Source organism: Vibrio gangliei (genome assembly GCF_026001925.1).
Taxonomy (GTDB): Bacteria; Pseudomonadota; Gammaproteobacteria; order Enterobacterales; family Vibrionaceae; genus Vibrio; species Vibrio gangliei.
In genome coordinates this window covers 512,392-527,536 of the sequence record NZ_AP021870.1, presented here as the reverse complement: position 1 = coordinate 527,536, position 15,145 = coordinate 512,392, and the positions used below count along the sequence as shown (strand labels likewise).

The window sequence follows — 15,145 nt, the reverse complement described above, 5'->3', positions numbered from 1 at the left end:
GAGAAGGTTACCAAACTTGCACCTTCGTAAGACGTCGGTATAAATGAAGTCACTTGAGTATATGAATTTATCAAATTGGACAAAGAGGGAATAAGTTTGGGATTTTTTTCAAAACTGTTTGGCGGTAGCAAGCCAGACGCAAAAAAAGAAATAGAACCAGTGGAATATAATGGATTTTTGATTTACCCCGATCCTATTTCAGAAGGTGGTCAGTTCCGAATTGCAGGGACAATTACAAAAGAAGTGGATGGCGAAATCCAATCTCACCGTTTTATCCGTTCTGATGTTGTGTCATCGCAAGGTGATGCATGTGAACTGATGATCACAAAATCTAAGATGTTTATTGATCAATCATCAGGAAAGATCTTCTAACTTGATTTATGTTTAAACGGCTGAATTTTTTCTAAATACAGCGTATATGACGTCATTTGTGCATCATTTCATCAATAATGAATCTCATGCATATCAGGTATGACCTGTTTTCACTCTCAATGTGTTGTTTTTTTACGTCATAAGGGTGAGAATCACCTTACTTAGAGTTATATGTCATACAAAAATGTTTTTTTATTACGTACAACTTACGGTTACTATCAGGTTTGTTTCATTTCTGTGATGTGGATCTTTATGATGATGCATTGCAGAAACAAACTGACATGATGTAAACGACGAATTTATTGTGCCAATGTTCAAGGAATAGCTATGCAGATTGGTGTACCAAGAGAAATACTTGCGGGTGAAACGCGAGTTGCTGCCACGCCGAAAACGGTAGAACAGCTTTTAAAACTAGGCTTTACGGTCGCAATTGAGTCAGGAGCGGGTGCTCTTGCCAGTTTCGATGATGCCGCCTACGAAGCCGCGGGCGCTTCAGTTGTCAATACAGAAGAAGTATGGAAATCAGAGCTGATTTTGAAAGTTAATGCACCTCGCATTAATGACGAAACAGGTGTTGATGAATTTGACCTTATTCAAGATGGTGCGAGCCTTGTTAGCTTTATTTGGCCTGCACAAAATGAAGAGCTTCTTAATAAACTAGCGACTAAAAATATCAACGTGATGGCGATGGACTCTGTCCCACGTATTTCTCGTGCACAGTCGCTGGATGCATTAAGCTCAATGGCTAACATTGCTGGTTACCGTGCAGTAGTAGAGGCAGCGCATGAATTTGGCCGTTTCTTTACCGGTCAAATTACCGCTGCAGGTAAAGTGCCGCCAGCAAAAGTTTTAGTTGCGGGTGCAGGTGTTGCGGGTCTTGCTGCAATCGGTGCTGCTGGTAGCCTTGGTGCGATTGTTCGTGCATTTGATGTTCGTCCGGAAGTAAAAGAGCAAGTTCAATCGATGGGCGCAGAATTCTTAGAAGTAGACTTCCAAGAAGATACTGGTGCTGGCGATGGTTACGCGAAAGAAATGTCGGATGAATTCAACAAAAAAGCAGAAGAGTTGTATGCGGCTCAAGCCAAAGATGTTGATATCATTATTACCACTGCGTTAATTCCAGGACGCCCAGCACCGAAGCTTATCACCAAAGAAATGGTGGATAGCATGAAAGCGGGCAGTGTGATTGTTGATCTTGCTGCGGCAAACGGTGGTAACTGTGCGTACACAGAAGCCGATAAAGTGATCACAACGCCAAATGGTGTGACGGTTATTGGCTACACGGATATGGTTGGTCGTCTACCCACGCAATCTTCTCAGTTGTACGGTACAAACCTTGTTAACCTTCTAAAACTCCTGTGCAAAGAAAAAGACGGCAACATCAATATTGATTTTGAAGATGTCGTTTTGCGTGGTGTTACCGTGGTTAAAGAAGGTGAAATCACCTGGCCTGCGCCACCAATTAAAGTGTCGGCTCAACCTCAAGCAGCACCAAAAGCGCAAGTAAAACAAGAGCCAAAAGTGGAAGAACCGAAATCACCGACGAAGAAAATTATCGGTATGGTTGTTGCTGCTGGTGCATTTGCTTGGGTGGCGAGTGTGGCTCCTGCTGCATTCTTATCGCATTTTACAGTATTTGTACTTGCCTGTGTGGTGGGCTACTACGTGGTTTGGAACGTATCACACTCATTACATACTCCGTTAATGTCAGTAACGAATGCGATTTCTGGCATCATCGTTGTTGGGGCATTACTTCAAATTGGGCAAGGTAATGGCGTCGTTTCATTCTTGTCTTTCATCGCAGTATTAATTGCAAGCATTAACATTTTTGGCGGCTTTACTGTTACCAAACGTATGCTTGAAATGTTCCGTAAGAAATAGGAGTAACACATGTCTGCAGGATTAGTACAAGCGGCATACATTGTTGCTGCTGTTCTTTTTATCATGAGCCTTGCGGGTCTTTCTAAGCAAGATTCAGCTCGTGCGGGTAACTACTACGGTATTGCTGGTATGGCAATCGCGTTGATAGCTACGATCTTTGGACCAGAAACAAGCGGTCTGGTATGGATCATTCTTGCGATGGCGATCGGTGGTGCAATCGGTATTTTCTACGCTAAGAAAGTAGAAATGACTGAAATGCCTGAGTTAGTTGCTATTCTACATAGCTTTGTTGGTATGGCTGCGGTTCTAGTTGGCTATAACAGCTACTTAGATATGGGTACATTAGTACTTAACCATGCTGAACACGTGATCCACTTAGTTGAAGTATTCCTAGGTGTGTTCATTGGTGCAGTAACGTTCAGTGGTTCTATTGTGGCGTTCTGTAAGTTGCGTGGCTTAGTGTCATCATCTGCGATGAATATCCCACATAAGCATAAGTGGAATTTACTGGCGATTGTTGCTTCTACATTATTGATGATTTATTTCGTTAATAATGATGGCAGCATGCTAGCACTATTAGTCATGACTGCTATCGCTCTAGTATTTGGTTATCACTTAGTTTCTTCGATTGGTGGCGCAGATATGCCAGTGGTTGTTTCTATGCTGAACTCTTATTCAGGTTGGGCAGCAGCGGCCGCAGGTTTCATGCTAGCGAATGACTTATTGATTGTAACAGGTGCTTTAGTTGGTTCATCAGGTGCGATTCTGTCTTACATTATGTGTAAAGCCATGAACCGTTCTTTCATTAGTGTTATTGCAGGTGGCTTTGGTAATGACACAACGAGCGCTTCAAGTTCTGATGAAGAACAAGGTGAGCACCGTGAAACGACCGCAGAAGAAGTGGCAGAAATGTTGAAAGACTCTAAGTCAGTCATCATTACTCCAGGATACGGTATGGCGGTAGCACAAGCTCAATATCCAGTTTACGAAATCACAGAAAAACTTCGTGCCCAAGGTGTAGAAGTTCGATTCGGTATTCACCCAGTAGCAGGTCGTTTACCAGGTCACATGAACGTACTATTAGCAGAAGCAAAAGTACCTTACGACATCGTATTAGAAATGGATGAGATCAATGATGATTTCTCTGAAACTGATACCGTACTGGTTATTGGTGCGAATGACACGGTAAACCCAGCTGCGCAAGAAGATCCAAATAGCCCAATTGCAGGTATGCCTGTATTGGAGGTTTGGAATGCGAAAAACGTGATTGTATTTAAACGTTCAATGAGTACCGGCTATGCTGGTGTACAAAACCCATTGTTCTTTAAAGAAAACACACAAATGCTTTTCGGTGATGCTAAAGCCAGTGTGGATGCCATTGCAAAAGCACTATAATTTGTAGTGTTAGAATAATAAAAACCAGTCATGTTTATGGCTGGTTTTTTTTATTTTTGACATTTGGAAAAGCGTGACTTATTTAACAAATCGCTTTGCGTAAAAGTTACACAAACGTTAATAATGACTTAAAAATGACATGAAGAGGGGATTTAAGTTGAAATAAATGTAGTATGATACGCTGCATAAATAGAATGACTAGGATGGTTAACCTTTGAAATTTACAAGATTTTTTATCTTATCGATGAGCTTAGTGGCTTGTGCGGCGACTGCTGCAACATTGCCAGAGCGTATCGATCAATTTAAAAAATCATTTGAAGATTCCAAAGCAATAGCAACCTATGATCTCCGTGTTATTCAAACTGATTTTCCAACCAGCCTTTTATCACCAGACTCATTACTTCCTCAAACGGACAAATATCCACTGCAAGATATGCAAAGGTTATATACCTTAGCGACGACCTGTAAAGGGAAGTATCCATTAAGCCCTACAGTAACGGAACCATTAGTCTTTTCACGAGCTATGTGTAAAGGCACAAATTTACCAATCAAGTGGTTTATTCGTTCGGGGCTTATCCATCCTGGCGGTGGGACATATGCAGCACGTTACGCGGAAAGCCATCCAGAGCAATATAAGCAGCTATTGCCATTTATGCATATTAAAGAACGCCCAATGGCAGATCCTGATAGCTTGCTCGGTCGTTTACAAGTCATGCCATACGATTCGATTGCAGCGCTTATCTCTGGTTCAGAAACCATCATAGCGGGAAATGAGTTTTGGCTTAGACGTGGGACACAATATTATGTGTTTGATCAAAAAACATTAGATAATAAGTTAACTAGCGTTGAATTGCTTGCAACGCCTGCCGCTCAAAGTGAGCATTGTTATGTCAAAAGTGGCAATGTATGCTGGGACATTAAAAATAATTCAGATGTATTATTCTATAGCATCTTAGCGCTGGGTATTGTAAACGTAATACTTATTTTCGCTTGGGGCTATTCTCGCTGGTTAAATAAAAGAAAAGAATTGCGTAGCCGCATGTTGGTGTTACAAATTCTTACTCACGAATTAAGAACACCAATTGCAAGTTTATCACTGACAGTAGAAGGTTTTCGTAGAGAATTCGAACATTTACCTGATAGTGTATATGATGAATTTAGACGTCTATGTGAAGATACAAGACGATTAAGACAATTAGCGGAAGCGAGCAAAGATTACCTCCAATCAGATACTCAAACATTGGCAACGGAATGGATTCCATCCGTCGATGAATGGTTGGAATATCGTTACACACAAGGCGAGTTCAATATTAATATTGAGCTTAACCAAGATCTTGCTGTCAAAGTCAATATCTACTGGTTAGGGACGTGTGTCGATAATTTAGTAAGGAATGCATGTAAATATGGTGTTGATCCAGTCAAGTTAAAAGCAACAACTTATTCAAATAAGCTAGTACTTGAAGTGATTGATCAAGGCCAACTAACTAAAAAGGACTGGGCTAAATTGCGCAAACCATTCGTAAGTAAAAGCGGATTAGGGCTTGGCTTAACTATTGTTGAATCAATGGTGGCGCGAATGGGTGGCACAATGAGTTTGAGTGGCCCACCGACAACATTTAAATTGGAGATTCCCTGTGAAACAGACACTGCTACTCGTTGAAGATGATCGCAATCTTGCTGATGGTTTACTTGTGAGCCTAGAGCAAGCTGGTTATGAGTGTTTGCATGTTGAACGTGCAGCTGATGTTGCAGCCGTATGGGGTAAAGCGGACTTAGTTATTCTCGACCGACAATTACCTGATGGCGATTCGGTAACATTTTTAAATGAATGGAGAAATATCAAATCGGTACCAGTCATTTTATTAACTGCATTGGTATCAGTAAAAGATAAAGTTTCGGGACTAGATGCTGGTGCAAATGATTATTTGACTAAGCCATTTGCTGAAGCAGAATTATTCGCCCGTATTCGTGCGCAACTACGTACGCCAGATGCGGAAGAAGATGGAAATAGCATTATTGTGGGTGATATATCGATTGATAAAACCACACGCGAAGTGAAATACCATGATGATGTGATTGTTATGACTCGTACCGAGTTTGACCTGTTGGTTTTCTTAGCCAGCAATCTTGGGCGTGTATTTACGCGTGATGAGTTACTTGATCACGTTTGGGGCTATAATCATTTCCCAACGACGAGAACAGTAGATACTCATATTTTGCAGTTGAGACAAAAAATTCCAACGATCAAGATTGAAACTCTGCGTGGTGTCGGCTACAAAATGAAAGCCTGATAACGTACTGAGAGCTAATTACTTTTGAAATTTAAAATTATTTTAGTTACCGCGTCACTGTTCGCTGCTCCTTCTTGGGCGGCGAACAATTGGTTCTATGAACAGACAGCTTTGACTAATGCACATAAATTTCTACTAGAAGGCCAATTAAGACAAAGCTTTGATTCTATGGTTCAGGTTTGGCAAAAAGAACCCGAAGCTCATATCAAAACTCATCTTGATCAGTTGTTACTCAAATCCTTGGATAAGGATTGCGGGCGTTCATTTGACAGTACAAAACTGCCTGATTGGCTAAGTAAGTTGTCAATACAGCGACAGGTCATTCAAAGCCCTGGTAGAGTCAATTATCGCCTCAAAATAGATGCCCAAGCTGAAACTGAACTCACTCAATTTGAGTTTATTAAATGGCCTGATCATATATTGATGGCAAGCACAAACACGATATCCAACGGTGATGATAGTGTTTGGGAATATAGTCAACGCGTAGATTTGAATTCACAGCTTGAAAGTGGGCTGTATAAGATCAAAATTACGACCGATGGTGGCCAAGCGTGGGAAAGTTGGATTTTGCTGGCGCATCCTAATCATCGACAAACAGTTCGTTGGAGCTCAAAGGATTCATGGGTTGTTGAGAAGACTGCGCTGTTAAATCGATTTTGTCCATTGCCTGTTATGGATGTTGCCTTATATGGCAATGTCGATGGTGCCTATAAAGAAGTATGGAATCAAAGCTATGAGTCTGATTATCCAAACGTGGTTCCAGCAACTAAATTACCTTCAAGCCGGTATCTATTGGGTGTATCTATTACACACAAGCGCTGGCAAGGAGAAATAACGATTGAAGATAAGCAAATATTAAATAAAGCTTATGATATTTCAGATTAGATAATGAGAAAAATATGTTTGATGATTTACCCACTCTGTCGCATGCTGAACAGCAAGAAGCGGTAGAAGAAATCCAAAAGTTGATGCAACAAGGCATCAGCACTGCTGAAGCGATAAAAATTGTGGCAGAGAAAATTCGAAAAGAAAAAAATGAACAAGCCTCGGACTAGAGGCTTTTGTTTTCTTACACTAAAGCACTATAACTAAACATATTCGTTACAAAAAGAGGGCAGTTAAGCCCTCAATCTTGGTATTAGTACAAACGGTCTTCAAAATCCTCAGATCGTGGATGATGTTTGTCTCTATGAGACTTGCGTTTTGATTTGCTTTTTTCAATCAACTCGCCATCATAATCATCGAAATCTCGTCTGTGTTTTTTACCAGACAAACGAGAGTTATCATTCTTTAACCACTTATCCCAGTTACTCATTTTCCTATCCAAACGTCTTAATTGTTATGAGACAAGACCAAGATTATGTAATAACAATGTGACAGTAAAACGAAGATTTTTTTATGTAAGGATTAAAGTTTTTAATCGTCAGATGCGGTACTGAGCTCAAAAGGAACAGAGGCTAACTGATTAATACTATCGATTTTTTCGTTGTCTTCATTCCAACATAAGTAAAGTGATTGCTCCATAACAGGGGCATCGTCGACTAAAAATAACTTACCAGAATCAATGTGTTGAGAAACTACTGGCTCAGGTAGATAAGCCATTCCCGTATTGTGAGATAAGAAGTTCACGACTACGTTACTTGATGAAGCGTGAAGTAAAGGTGTGCGCTGTAATTCGGTGATTCGAGCGTGCTCAATGGAAAAACGAGTACTCCAATCTAGGTAAGCAAGTGGGATTGCCGCTAGCTCCCGAAAACTGATACCTGGTTGAGTCGCGATCAATTTAAACTCAAAATTAGCCACTTGTTTTAGCTTAAAGCCTTCAACCTTTGGTGGATCGCCTAAAATTGCAAGATCGATGCTTTTTTCTAATAAAGCACGTACGATGTCTTGCCGGCTGACAGACTCCATACGAAAAGCAATTTCAGGCAGAGTTTGGTGGCTGGCATTAATCCACTCGGAAATGCCACTTAGCTCCCAAACACTCGATGATGCACCAAGTGCAATTTGTTCCATGTAATTTTCGCTAAGAGAAACATCTTGACGAGCGCGGCCCCAAGTCTGAAGAATAGATTCCGCATAAGGAAGTAAGCGTTCTCCGGCTGGTGTGAGATGAACATTACCACGTTGTCGAGAGAATAGAGGGCTGCCCAGTTGAGATTCTAACTGTCTGATACGAAAGCTAACTGCTGACTGCGTTAGGTATAAACTTTCCGCTGCACGCCCAAAGTGACGAGTCTTGCCAACTTCCAAAAATGTCCTTAATAGTTCAGTATCCAAAGTTCACCTCAAATGAGTTGATATTGTTTTCATTCTTTGACTAAGATGAATGTAATCATACTCTAAAATGATAAAAAGTTTTTATTAAAATAAACAAAATCTTTTGTTGTACAGAGAGACAATAAACACCTATTTTCCCAGAAATACAAGTAACACATTGAAAGAGTTGAAACATGAGAAATCTAGGAAAGTTTTTTGATAATAAACACTTCGCCCGCGGTTTTAACCGTTCTGGTGAATTTACTATTAACGAAGCACAAGTACTTGAGAATTACGGCAAGACAATGCAGGCGCTTTTTGAAGGCAAAATCACACCTGAAGATGAAGATGAATCAAACTTCATCGCCGCCTTTCAAGAAGGAGGAGAGGGTATCGTGAGTAAATATGCCCAGTGTTGGAAAAAATATTTGAGCAAGACGCAAAGAAAACGAACTTATACATTATGCAGTACTGTCAAATCTGGTGCTTCATCTTATGAAGATGATGATTCCGACTCAGATGATCTTCTTTTAGAAGATTAATATTTCTTGGATTACCCGAAGCCCGTCATAGTGACGGGCTTTTTTTTTGCTCAAAATATCATCTAAAAAGAAAGGCACGGTAACAAACTGGATAAATGTAACATTGAGATATAAGCAACTGGAATCAATCACTTATACTGTGGTTGAGTGGGAGGGGCTGAATGTTAAGCAATGCAAAAAAAAGATACACACAACTTATCAACAAAATGAAGTGAAATGACAGCCTTAAATTATCTAAAAATTTCGGTGTGTAGTTTTATTACAGCGTTGTCTTGCGCTATTTATTTGTATATGCAAGCTCTTAAGTAGGTTACGCTGTCACATAATCAGTTCGAAAAAATAGCCACCGAGTGGTAGCTATAAATAAAAAAAAACTAGATAGGGCGCTATTTAGACAACGTTTTGATGGCATTAGTTAGGCTAGCAACATCGGCACCGTTAATGACGTATGTATTGTTAGTATTAGCACCTTGAGTTGGCATGACGACTAAAGCTGGCGTGCCTTTAAACCCGAGCTGAGAGAATAGTTGTAGGTTATGTTGATAGTTTTCTGTCGGTTTGAATTTACTCAAATCGACACCGGCTTTTTTCGCTTGTGACTCAACGACTTCTTTCGTTAACTTTCCTTCGTTCAAGCCTGATGCGTATACACCATTATGATATTGCTCATAGCCTTTAGAGCCTTTTTGAGCAAAGGTTTCTATACCTATTTGTGCTGCATATTTAGATGGTTCCCAGCGGCTACCAAAAATTGGTGTCTCCTTAAAAATAAAGCGAACGTTAGGGTATTGTTTTTGAAGTGACTCAATAGTTGAAGAGATACGATAGCAATATATACATTGATAGTCGAAAAATTCGATTACATTAACTTTGGCATCTTTAGGGCCGGTATAGGGTGTTGCTTTATCATTTAGTAATGCATTTTGATTCGCAATAACTGCCGCTTTTTGAGCATTAGCTTGTTCTTGTAATTGTTTTTCTTGGAGCTTCTGGCTTGCTTTGATTAAAAACTCTGGGTGCTCAACTAGGTACTGGGCTGCAATTTCGCCAATTTGGGCCTCTTGCTCTAGTGTGAACGTGACATTGTCACCCGCAAAGGCGTGGCCTGCTGATGCACTTAGTGCAATGGTTAAAAGTGTTTTTTTCATAAAAATCCCAGTATATTTTTCTATTAAAGCAATAAGATAATTAATTGAAATAGAAGTTCCATCAAATTATCTCTGTAACAGATCCGTAGAACCGAGTGATTTTCGTCGAAACCCCAAAGCAAGGATGAAATACGGTTCTTAATTCAGAGGTTAACACTGCTTTTGAATTGATGTTGCTCGCCCAATCATAAAAAGCCCTTAATAGTGCACATTTACTGATTAGGAGGTTCTATTTAATGAATAAGCGGCTGGTTTTATTTGTCTTGGTTTTTGTCGTGAGTTTCACAAGTGCGGCTGATGATAGCCAAAGGTATGCTGTAGCTAAGTATTATAAAAAGAAAATTTATAAAGAACTTAGCCGCGTAGATATCAAGACTGGTGAATGCCGTGTGATGTTAACAATGATTCATCTTAATGCCACGGATGCAAAGTTAAAGCGTTACCGTACAACGGGTGATAACAAAATTTGTCGTCTTACTCGTAGTGCACTGAGTCAATATAAAAATAAGATTATTAAGTATGATGTCCCAGAAAAGATGCTGAGACTGACCGTAACAGTTCGATAGTAAAGATCATCAAACTCAATCTGATTATCATAGACAAATACTGATTTAAGGTTGTAGTTTAAAGTTTTTTAAATCAGACTTTCATACATTGGGCTTACAATAATAATGCGCATTATGTGTGTTATGTTAAATTATGTGGTTCGTTTTATCAATTCCACATACCTACCTCATCCATTAAATAGTCATAATGGTATTCAGTTTTTACATTTAGCAACAAATAAACTTATTGCTCATCTAGTCTAAATGATTAAGTTCAAATTTGTAGATCTCTTTACCGTTTGAGATAACTGACCAGTTAGATTTCGGTTGATTTGGACTTAGAGTTACCTGCCACTTATTAGTATCAACTGGGAGAATTTTATTCTCGTCAGATAAGGATTTTAAGCTCAAGGTTGATTCTGATGATTTCTCTTCAAGATCAATCGGTTGTAATTGAATAGTGAGGTTATCTTTACTCACTTTTTCTACCACCAACTTTGCATACAAAGGTGCAATATTTAGTTCACAATGCTGATTAATCTGACATGAATTATCACTATTACTTGGCTGTTTATGCTCGATTGTTCGCCATGTAAATGCTGTTACTAACACGCTGAAAATGATGATAATTTGTACAAGCCTTGCTTTGGTGAGTTTCTCTGCCGCCATTGTGCTTTTGTCCTATGCAACTTACTTCAAAGTTTTACGATCTGACCTGTATAACCGTTTGGCTTGTCAGGTATAGTAAGCAACGAAAATGTTACTTTTACTTAAAACCATTGTTACTACGAAAACCATTGTACTACTGAGTCTTTGGAAGATAACGTGTGTTTGGGTGACATTACAACACTAATCCAGTGTTGATGCTATGTAGTTAATTATAAAGATTGGAAGCATTCAAGATGAGCCAAGAACATCAGCTTGAGCATAATTATAACTACACGGTAGTCCGTCAATTTGCCTTGGTGACAATTTTATGGGGCATTGTTGGGATGAGCGTGGGAGTTTTAATCGCAGCTCAATTAGTTTGGCCACAGCTAAACTTTGATACGCCGTGGTTGACGTATAGTCGTTTACGTCCTTTGCATACTAATGCCGTTATTTTTGCGTTTGGTACAAGTGCCCTATTTGCATCTTCGTACTACGTGGTCCAAAGAACGTGTAAGACGCGTTTATTTGGTGGTTTATTAGTACCGTTCACTTTTTGGGGTTGGCAGGCGATCATTTTGTCCGCAGTAATCTCACTACCTTTGGGCTATACCACCAGTAAAGAATACGCCGAACTAGAGTGGCCTATTGATGTGGCTATCGCTATCGTTTGGGTTGCGTATGCGATCGTTTTCTTTGGCACTTTAATTAAACGAAAAACCTCACATATTTATGTGGCAAACTGGTTCTTCGGTGGATTTATTTTAACCGTTGCAGTGCTACACATCGTGAATAGTATGGCAATCCCTGTGTCATTTGGTAAGTCATACTCGATTTATTCAGGTGCGGTCGATGCCATGATTCAGTGGTGGTATGGACATAATGCGGTTGGTTTCTTACTTACAGCTGGCTTCTTAGGGATGATGTACTATTTCGTACCAAAGCAAGCTGAGCGTCCAGTTTATTCTTACCGTCTTTCAATTGTGCATTTCTGGGGTTTAATTTCACTGTATATTTGGGCAGGTCCTCACCACTTGCACTATACCGCACTACCAGACTGGACCCAGTCATTAGGTATGGTGATGTCAGTGATCTTATTCGTACCTTCTTGGGGCGGTATGATTAACGGTATCATGACCCTATCTGGTGCTTGGCATAAACTTCGTTATGACCCTATCCTACGTTTCTTAATTGTTTCTTTGTCTTTCTACGGTATGTCTACATTTGAAGGCCCGATGATGGCAATTAAAACGGTAAATGCCCTTTCTCACTATACCGATTGGACCATTGGTCACGTACATTCAGGCGCATTAGGTTGGGTTGCAATGGTAACTATCGGCTCGATGTACCATTTGATCCCTAAACTATTTGGTCAAGAGCGCATGTACTCAGTTAAGTTGATCAATGTGCATTTCTGGTTAGCCACAATTGGTACGGTTTTATACATCGTTGCGATGTGGATTTCAGGTGTAATGCAAGGTTTGATGTGGCGTGCAGTTAATGCAGACGGCACCTTAACTTATAGCTTCGTTGAAAGTGTTGAGGCGTCTCATCCATTCTATTTAGTTCGCTTTATTGGTGGCGTAATCATTGTGTCAGGCATGTTACTAATGGCCTACAACGTTTATAAAACCGTTACTTCACCAAAGGATAGCTTAAAAGCGATTCCTCAACCGGCAATTTAGGAGGCTATGAAATGAGTTCAGGAAAGAATCGCCATTCAATAGTCGAGAAAAACGTCGGTCTATTGGCAATTTTAATGGTGTTCGGTATTAGCTTAGGTGCATTAGTGGAAATCACCCCACTTATCTTCCAAAAGCAGACAACGGAACCTGTTGAAGATTTAAAACCCTACACTGCTTTAGAGATGGAAGGTCGTGATATATACATTCGCGAAGGTTGTAGTGTTTGTCACAGTCAGATGATTCGTCCATTCCGTTCTGAAACTGAGCGTTATGGTCACTATTCTGTTGCGGGTGAATCTGTTTGGGAGCACCCGTTCTTATGGGGTTCTAAGCGTACGGGTCCCGATCTTGCCCGTGTAGGCGGTCGTTATTCAGATGAATGGCACCGTGTTCACCTTATCGACCCTCGTGAAGTTGTGCCGGAATCAATTATGCCAGGTTATCCGTGGTTAGCTGAAAATAAACTTACAGGCGAATACACAGAGCAGAAATTACGTTTGTTCCGCGATGATTTTGGCGTTCCTTATACCGATGACGACATTGCAAATGCTAAGAAAAGTGTCGAAGGAAAAACAGAGCTTGATGCGATTGTTGCCTACCTTCAATCTCTTGGCCAATCGATGAAGTAAGGAGAAAGATATGGATATCGTCACTATTCACAGTATCTGGACACTTGGCTTATTCATCAGTTTTTGTGGTGTGGTTTGGTGGGCTTACGGTAGTAAAAAGCGTAAAGCTCGTTTTGATGAAGCTGCGAACCTTATCTTTGATGATGAGCCAGTAGAATCAAATAAAGATAAGGGAGGAATGCAGTAATGACTACATTCTGGAGTATTTGGATTACCGTTATCACGCTCGGTACTATTTTTGGTATTGCCGCGATTTTGATTTGGTGTCTAAAAGATAAAATGGGCGTTGAAGAAGGCGCGGATATGGGCCATGAATACGATGGTATTCGTGAACTCAATAACCCACTGCCAAAATGGTGGACTTACCTTTTCTTCTCAACGTTTGTCTTTGCAGCTATATACTTAGCGTTATTTCCAGGCTTAGGTAATTACCCAGGCTTACTTGGCTGGACGAGTTCTGATCAGCAAGTTAAATCTGTTGCACAAATGGAAGCCTCGATTAAAGACGCTCAAGCAAACAAGCAACTTGATCAATATGCAAAAGAGCTTGATGATGCTGAGCAATTTTACGGTCAATCTTTCAAGCGTTTAGCGAATAATGCTGATGGTTCTGGCTACAAATCAATTCCTGATATTGCTTCAGATCCCGATGCACTACGTGTTGGACAGAACTTGTTTTTACAAAACTGTTCACAATGCCATGGTTCTGATGCTCGTGGTCAAAAAGGCTTTCCAAACTTAACTGATCAAGCATGGCTTTACGGTGGTGAACCAGAAGCTATTTTGACCACAATTCGCCATGGCCGAATTGGCGCGATGCCAGCTTGGGGAGAAACCTTTGGCGAAGATGGTGTTGAAGAAGTGGTTAGCTATGTTTTGAGCTTATCAGGTCGTAAAGTCAACACCCGTGATGCTGCGGCCGGTAAAGTTCGATTTGCCGCTTGCGCAGCCTGCCATGGTACAGATGGTAAGGGTAACCCTGCATTTGGTGCGCCTGATCTTACTGATAACGACTGGTTATTTGGCGATTCACGTGCTGATGTAACAGAAACGGTTAAATACGGCCGCCAAGGTGTTATGCCTGCTTGGGATAACATTTTGGGTGAAGATAAAATTCATCTTGTTGGCGCTTATGTTTGGAGCTTGAGTAATCAACCCTCTAAGCAAGCAGCGCAATCCAACTAACCGCTAAGTGGTTAACAGCCCCACACTCTGGGGCTGTTTTTTCTTGTAACTACTACGTTTTATTTGTGAGAAGACTATGCAAACTCCATGGTATAAGCAGTTTTGGCCTTGGTTCTTAATTTTTCTACCAATGTGCGCCGTTGTTGGCAGCTTCGTTACGTTAGGTATTTTCACTAAAAACAGTGTTGATTTAGTTTCAGAGGATTATTACAAAGAAGGCAAAGGCATCAATGTAGATTTAACCAAAATCCACGTGGCAAAAGGCTTTCAACTAAAAGCCAGTGTTATTTCTACAACGCAAGGCATCAGTTTTAGTTTTGATAAAGGTAAGTTACCAATCTACCCAGCTTTGAAAGCAACATTTACACATAGAACTTTGCCAGATAGGGATTTTGAACGTACCATCACCTCTGATGCAAATGGCCAATACCGGTTAAATCTGGATACGCCACTGCAAGGCCCTTGGTTTATTAAGTTAGAACCTCACAACAAAGAATGGTTAATCCAAGGGAAAGTGACATTTCCAACACAAACTGCAACTGTTTTACTCGATTAAGGCGTAATT

General features: G+C 40.3%; 18 protein-coding genes. 14 read left to right on the top strand and 4 right to left on the bottom strand.

Annotation, left to right across the window (positions count from 1 at the left end; translation table 11 throughout):
• The first annotated feature begins 96 nt into the window (after window positions 1-96).
• The 7 genes from Vgang_RS14445 to Vgang_RS14415 all read left to right on the top strand — a co-directional run bounded on the left by Vgang_RS14445 (window position 97) and on the right by Vgang_RS14415 (window position 6,994).
• Window positions 97-372 carry an HlyU family transcriptional regulator gene (locus Vgang_RS14445; protein ID WP_105901545.1) on the top strand — a complete coding sequence of 92 codons (276 nt, stop codon included), beginning with the start codon at window positions 97-99 and terminating at the stop codon, window positions 370-372.
• A 327-nt stretch (window positions 373-699) separates the two neighbouring features.
• Entirely contained in the window at window positions 700-2,253 is a 1,554-nt protein-coding gene (pntA, locus tag Vgang_RS14440) for a Re/Si-specific NAD(P)(+) transhydrogenase subunit alpha (protein ID WP_105901544.1), read from the top strand.
• 9 nt (window positions 2,254-2,262) lie between these two features.
• A complete protein-coding gene (gene pntB / locus Vgang_RS14435; RefSeq protein ID WP_105901543.1) occupies window positions 2,263-3,648 on the top strand; it encodes a Re/Si-specific NAD(P)(+) transhydrogenase subunit beta in 1,386 nt (461 codons plus the stop codon).
• Window positions 3,649-3,892: 244 nt separating this feature from the next.
• A complete protein-coding gene (gene vxrA, locus Vgang_RS14430) occupies window positions 3,893-5,308 on the top strand; it encodes a sensor histidine kinase VxrA (protein ID WP_105901542.1) in 1,416 nt (471 codons plus the stop codon).
• On the top strand, window positions 5,283-5,939 hold the full coding sequence (locus Vgang_RS14425; protein WP_105901541.1) for a response regulator transcription factor: 657 nt from the start codon (window positions 5,283-5,285) through the stop codon (window positions 5,937-5,939). Before vxrA ends, Vgang_RS14425 begins: the two co-directional genes overlap by 26 nt.
• Window positions 5,940-5,963: 24 nt before the next feature.
• Window positions 5,964-6,824 carry a DUF2861 family protein gene (locus tag Vgang_RS14420; RefSeq protein WP_105901540.1) on the top strand — a complete coding sequence of 287 codons (861 nt, stop codon included), beginning with the start codon at window positions 5,964-5,966 and terminating at the stop codon, window positions 6,822-6,824.
• A gap of 14 nt (window positions 6,825-6,838) precedes the next feature.
• Window positions 6,839-6,994 (top strand): YoaH family protein, encoded by a 156-nt coding sequence (locus Vgang_RS14415; RefSeq protein ID WP_105901539.1) that lies wholly within the window; start codon window positions 6,839-6,841, stop codon window positions 6,992-6,994.
• A gap of 83 nt (window positions 6,995-7,077) precedes the next feature.
• On the opposite strand, the gene Vgang_RS14410 is transcribed toward Vgang_RS14415, so the two are convergent.
• Together Vgang_RS14410 and hdfR are read right to left on the bottom strand one after the other, a co-directional pair.
• On the bottom strand, window positions 7,078-7,254 hold the full coding sequence (locus Vgang_RS14410) for a hypothetical protein (protein WP_157946003.1): 177 nt from the start codon (window positions 7,252-7,254) through the stop codon (window positions 7,078-7,080).
• Between the two features lie 101 nt (window positions 7,255-7,355).
• The gene (gene hdfR, locus Vgang_RS14405) at window positions 7,356-8,219 is read right to left on the bottom strand and encodes an HTH-type transcriptional regulator HdfR (protein ID WP_105901538.1); all 864 of its coding nucleotides are present in this window, start codon (window positions 8,217-8,219) and stop codon (window positions 7,356-7,358) included.
• Window positions 8,220-8,392: 173 nt separating this feature from the next.
• On the opposite strand from hdfR, the gene maoP reads away from it, so the two are divergent.
• Window positions 8,393-8,740, top strand: a complete 348-nt coding sequence (gene maoP / locus Vgang_RS14400) for a DUF413 domain-containing protein (RefSeq protein ID WP_105901537.1) — start codon at window positions 8,393-8,395, stop codon at window positions 8,738-8,740.
• 386 nt (window positions 8,741-9,126) lie between these two features.
• Here maoP and Vgang_RS14395 read toward each other — a convergent pair whose 3' ends face one another.
• A complete protein-coding gene (locus Vgang_RS14395) occupies window positions 9,127-9,888 on the bottom strand; it encodes a DsbA family protein (protein WP_105901536.1) in 762 nt (253 codons plus the stop codon).
• 236 nt (window positions 9,889-10,124) lie between these two features.
• Between Vgang_RS14395 and Vgang_RS14390 the strand changes: the two genes are divergently transcribed.
• Window positions 10,125-10,454, top strand: coding sequence for a hypothetical protein (locus tag Vgang_RS14390; protein WP_105901535.1), 330 nt, complete (start codon window positions 10,125-10,127; stop codon window positions 10,452-10,454).
• Window positions 10,455-10,688: 234 nt separating this feature from the next.
• Here the strand turns inward: Vgang_RS14390 and Vgang_RS14385 are convergent, their stop codons facing one another.
• Window positions 10,689-11,102 (bottom strand): hypothetical protein, encoded by a 414-nt coding sequence (locus Vgang_RS14385; protein ID WP_105901534.1) that lies wholly within the window; start codon window positions 11,100-11,102, stop codon window positions 10,689-10,691.
• A 233-nt stretch (window positions 11,103-11,335) separates the two neighbouring features.
• Between Vgang_RS14385 and ccoN the strand changes: the two genes are divergently transcribed.
• The 5 genes from ccoN to Vgang_RS14360 all read left to right on the top strand — a co-directional run bounded on the left by ccoN (window position 11,336) and on the right by Vgang_RS14360 (window position 15,136).
• The gene (gene ccoN / locus Vgang_RS14380) at window positions 11,336-12,766 is read left to right on the top strand and encodes a cytochrome-c oxidase, cbb3-type subunit I (RefSeq protein WP_105901533.1); all 1,431 of its coding nucleotides are present in this window, start codon (window positions 11,336-11,338) and stop codon (window positions 12,764-12,766) included.
• 11 nt (window positions 12,767-12,777) lie between these two features.
• A complete protein-coding gene (gene ccoO / locus Vgang_RS14375) occupies window positions 12,778-13,395 on the top strand; it encodes a cytochrome-c oxidase, cbb3-type subunit II (RefSeq protein WP_105901532.1) in 618 nt (205 codons plus the stop codon).
• Window positions 13,396-13,405: 10 nt separating this feature from the next.
• Complete coding sequence (locus tag Vgang_RS14370; RefSeq protein WP_105901531.1) at window positions 13,406-13,582, top strand: cbb3-type cytochrome oxidase subunit 3; 177 nt, start codon at window positions 13,406-13,408, stop codon at window positions 13,580-13,582.
• Window positions 13,582-14,580, top strand: a complete 999-nt coding sequence (ccoP, locus tag Vgang_RS14365) for a cytochrome-c oxidase, cbb3-type subunit III (RefSeq protein WP_105901530.1) — start codon at window positions 13,582-13,584, stop codon at window positions 14,578-14,580. Before Vgang_RS14370 ends, ccoP begins: the two co-directional genes overlap by 1 nt.
• A 76-nt stretch (window positions 14,581-14,656) precedes the next feature.
• Window positions 14,657-15,136, top strand: coding sequence for a FixH family protein (locus Vgang_RS14360; RefSeq protein ID WP_105901529.1), 480 nt, complete (start codon window positions 14,657-14,659; stop codon window positions 15,134-15,136).
• Window positions 15,137-15,145 lie beyond the last annotated feature (9 nt).

Bases quoted from the DNA above. Each gene is read 5' to 3' on its own strand.
- pntA (WP_105901544.1), top strand. From the start codon at position 700: ATGCAGATTGGTGTACCAAGAGAAATACTTGCGGGTGAAACGCGAGTT.
- pntB (WP_105901543.1), top strand. From the start codon at position 2,263: ATGTCTGCAGGATTAGTACAAGCGGCATACATTGTTGCTGCTGTTCTT.
- vxrA (WP_105901542.1), top strand. From the start codon at position 3,893: ATGAGCTTAGTGGCTTGTGCGGCGACTGCTGCAACATTGCCAGAGCGT.
- Vgang_RS14415 (WP_105901539.1), top strand. From the start codon at position 6,839: ATGTTTGATGATTTACCCACTCTGTCGCATGCTGAACAGCAAGAAGCG.
- Vgang_RS14410 (WP_157946003.1), bottom strand. From the start codon at position 7,254: ATGAGTAACTGGGATAAGTGGTTAAAGAATGATAACTCTCGTTTGTCT.
- maoP (WP_105901537.1), top strand. From the start codon at position 8,393: ATGAGAAATCTAGGAAAGTTTTTTGATAATAAACACTTCGCCCGCGGT.
- Vgang_RS14395 (WP_105901536.1), bottom strand. From the start codon at position 9,888: ATGAAAAAAACACTTTTAACCATTGCACTAAGTGCATCAGCAGGCCAC.
- Vgang_RS14390 (WP_105901535.1), top strand. From the start codon at position 10,125: ATGAATAAGCGGCTGGTTTTATTTGTCTTGGTTTTTGTCGTGAGTTTC.
- Vgang_RS14385 (WP_105901534.1), bottom strand. From the start codon at position 11,102: ATGGCGGCAGAGAAACTCACCAAAGCAAGGCTTGTACAAATTATCATC.
- ccoN (WP_105901533.1), top strand. From the start codon at position 11,336: ATGAGCCAAGAACATCAGCTTGAGCATAATTATAACTACACGGTAGTC.
- ccoO (WP_105901532.1), top strand. From the start codon at position 12,778: ATGAGTTCAGGAAAGAATCGCCATTCAATAGTCGAGAAAAACGTCGGT.
- Vgang_RS14370 (WP_105901531.1), top strand. From the start codon at position 13,406: ATGGATATCGTCACTATTCACAGTATCTGGACACTTGGCTTATTCATC.
- ccoP (WP_105901530.1), top strand. From the start codon at position 13,582: ATGACTACATTCTGGAGTATTTGGATTACCGTTATCACGCTCGGTACT.
- Vgang_RS14360 (WP_105901529.1), top strand. From the start codon at position 14,657: ATGCAAACTCCATGGTATAAGCAGTTTTGGCCTTGGTTCTTAATTTTT.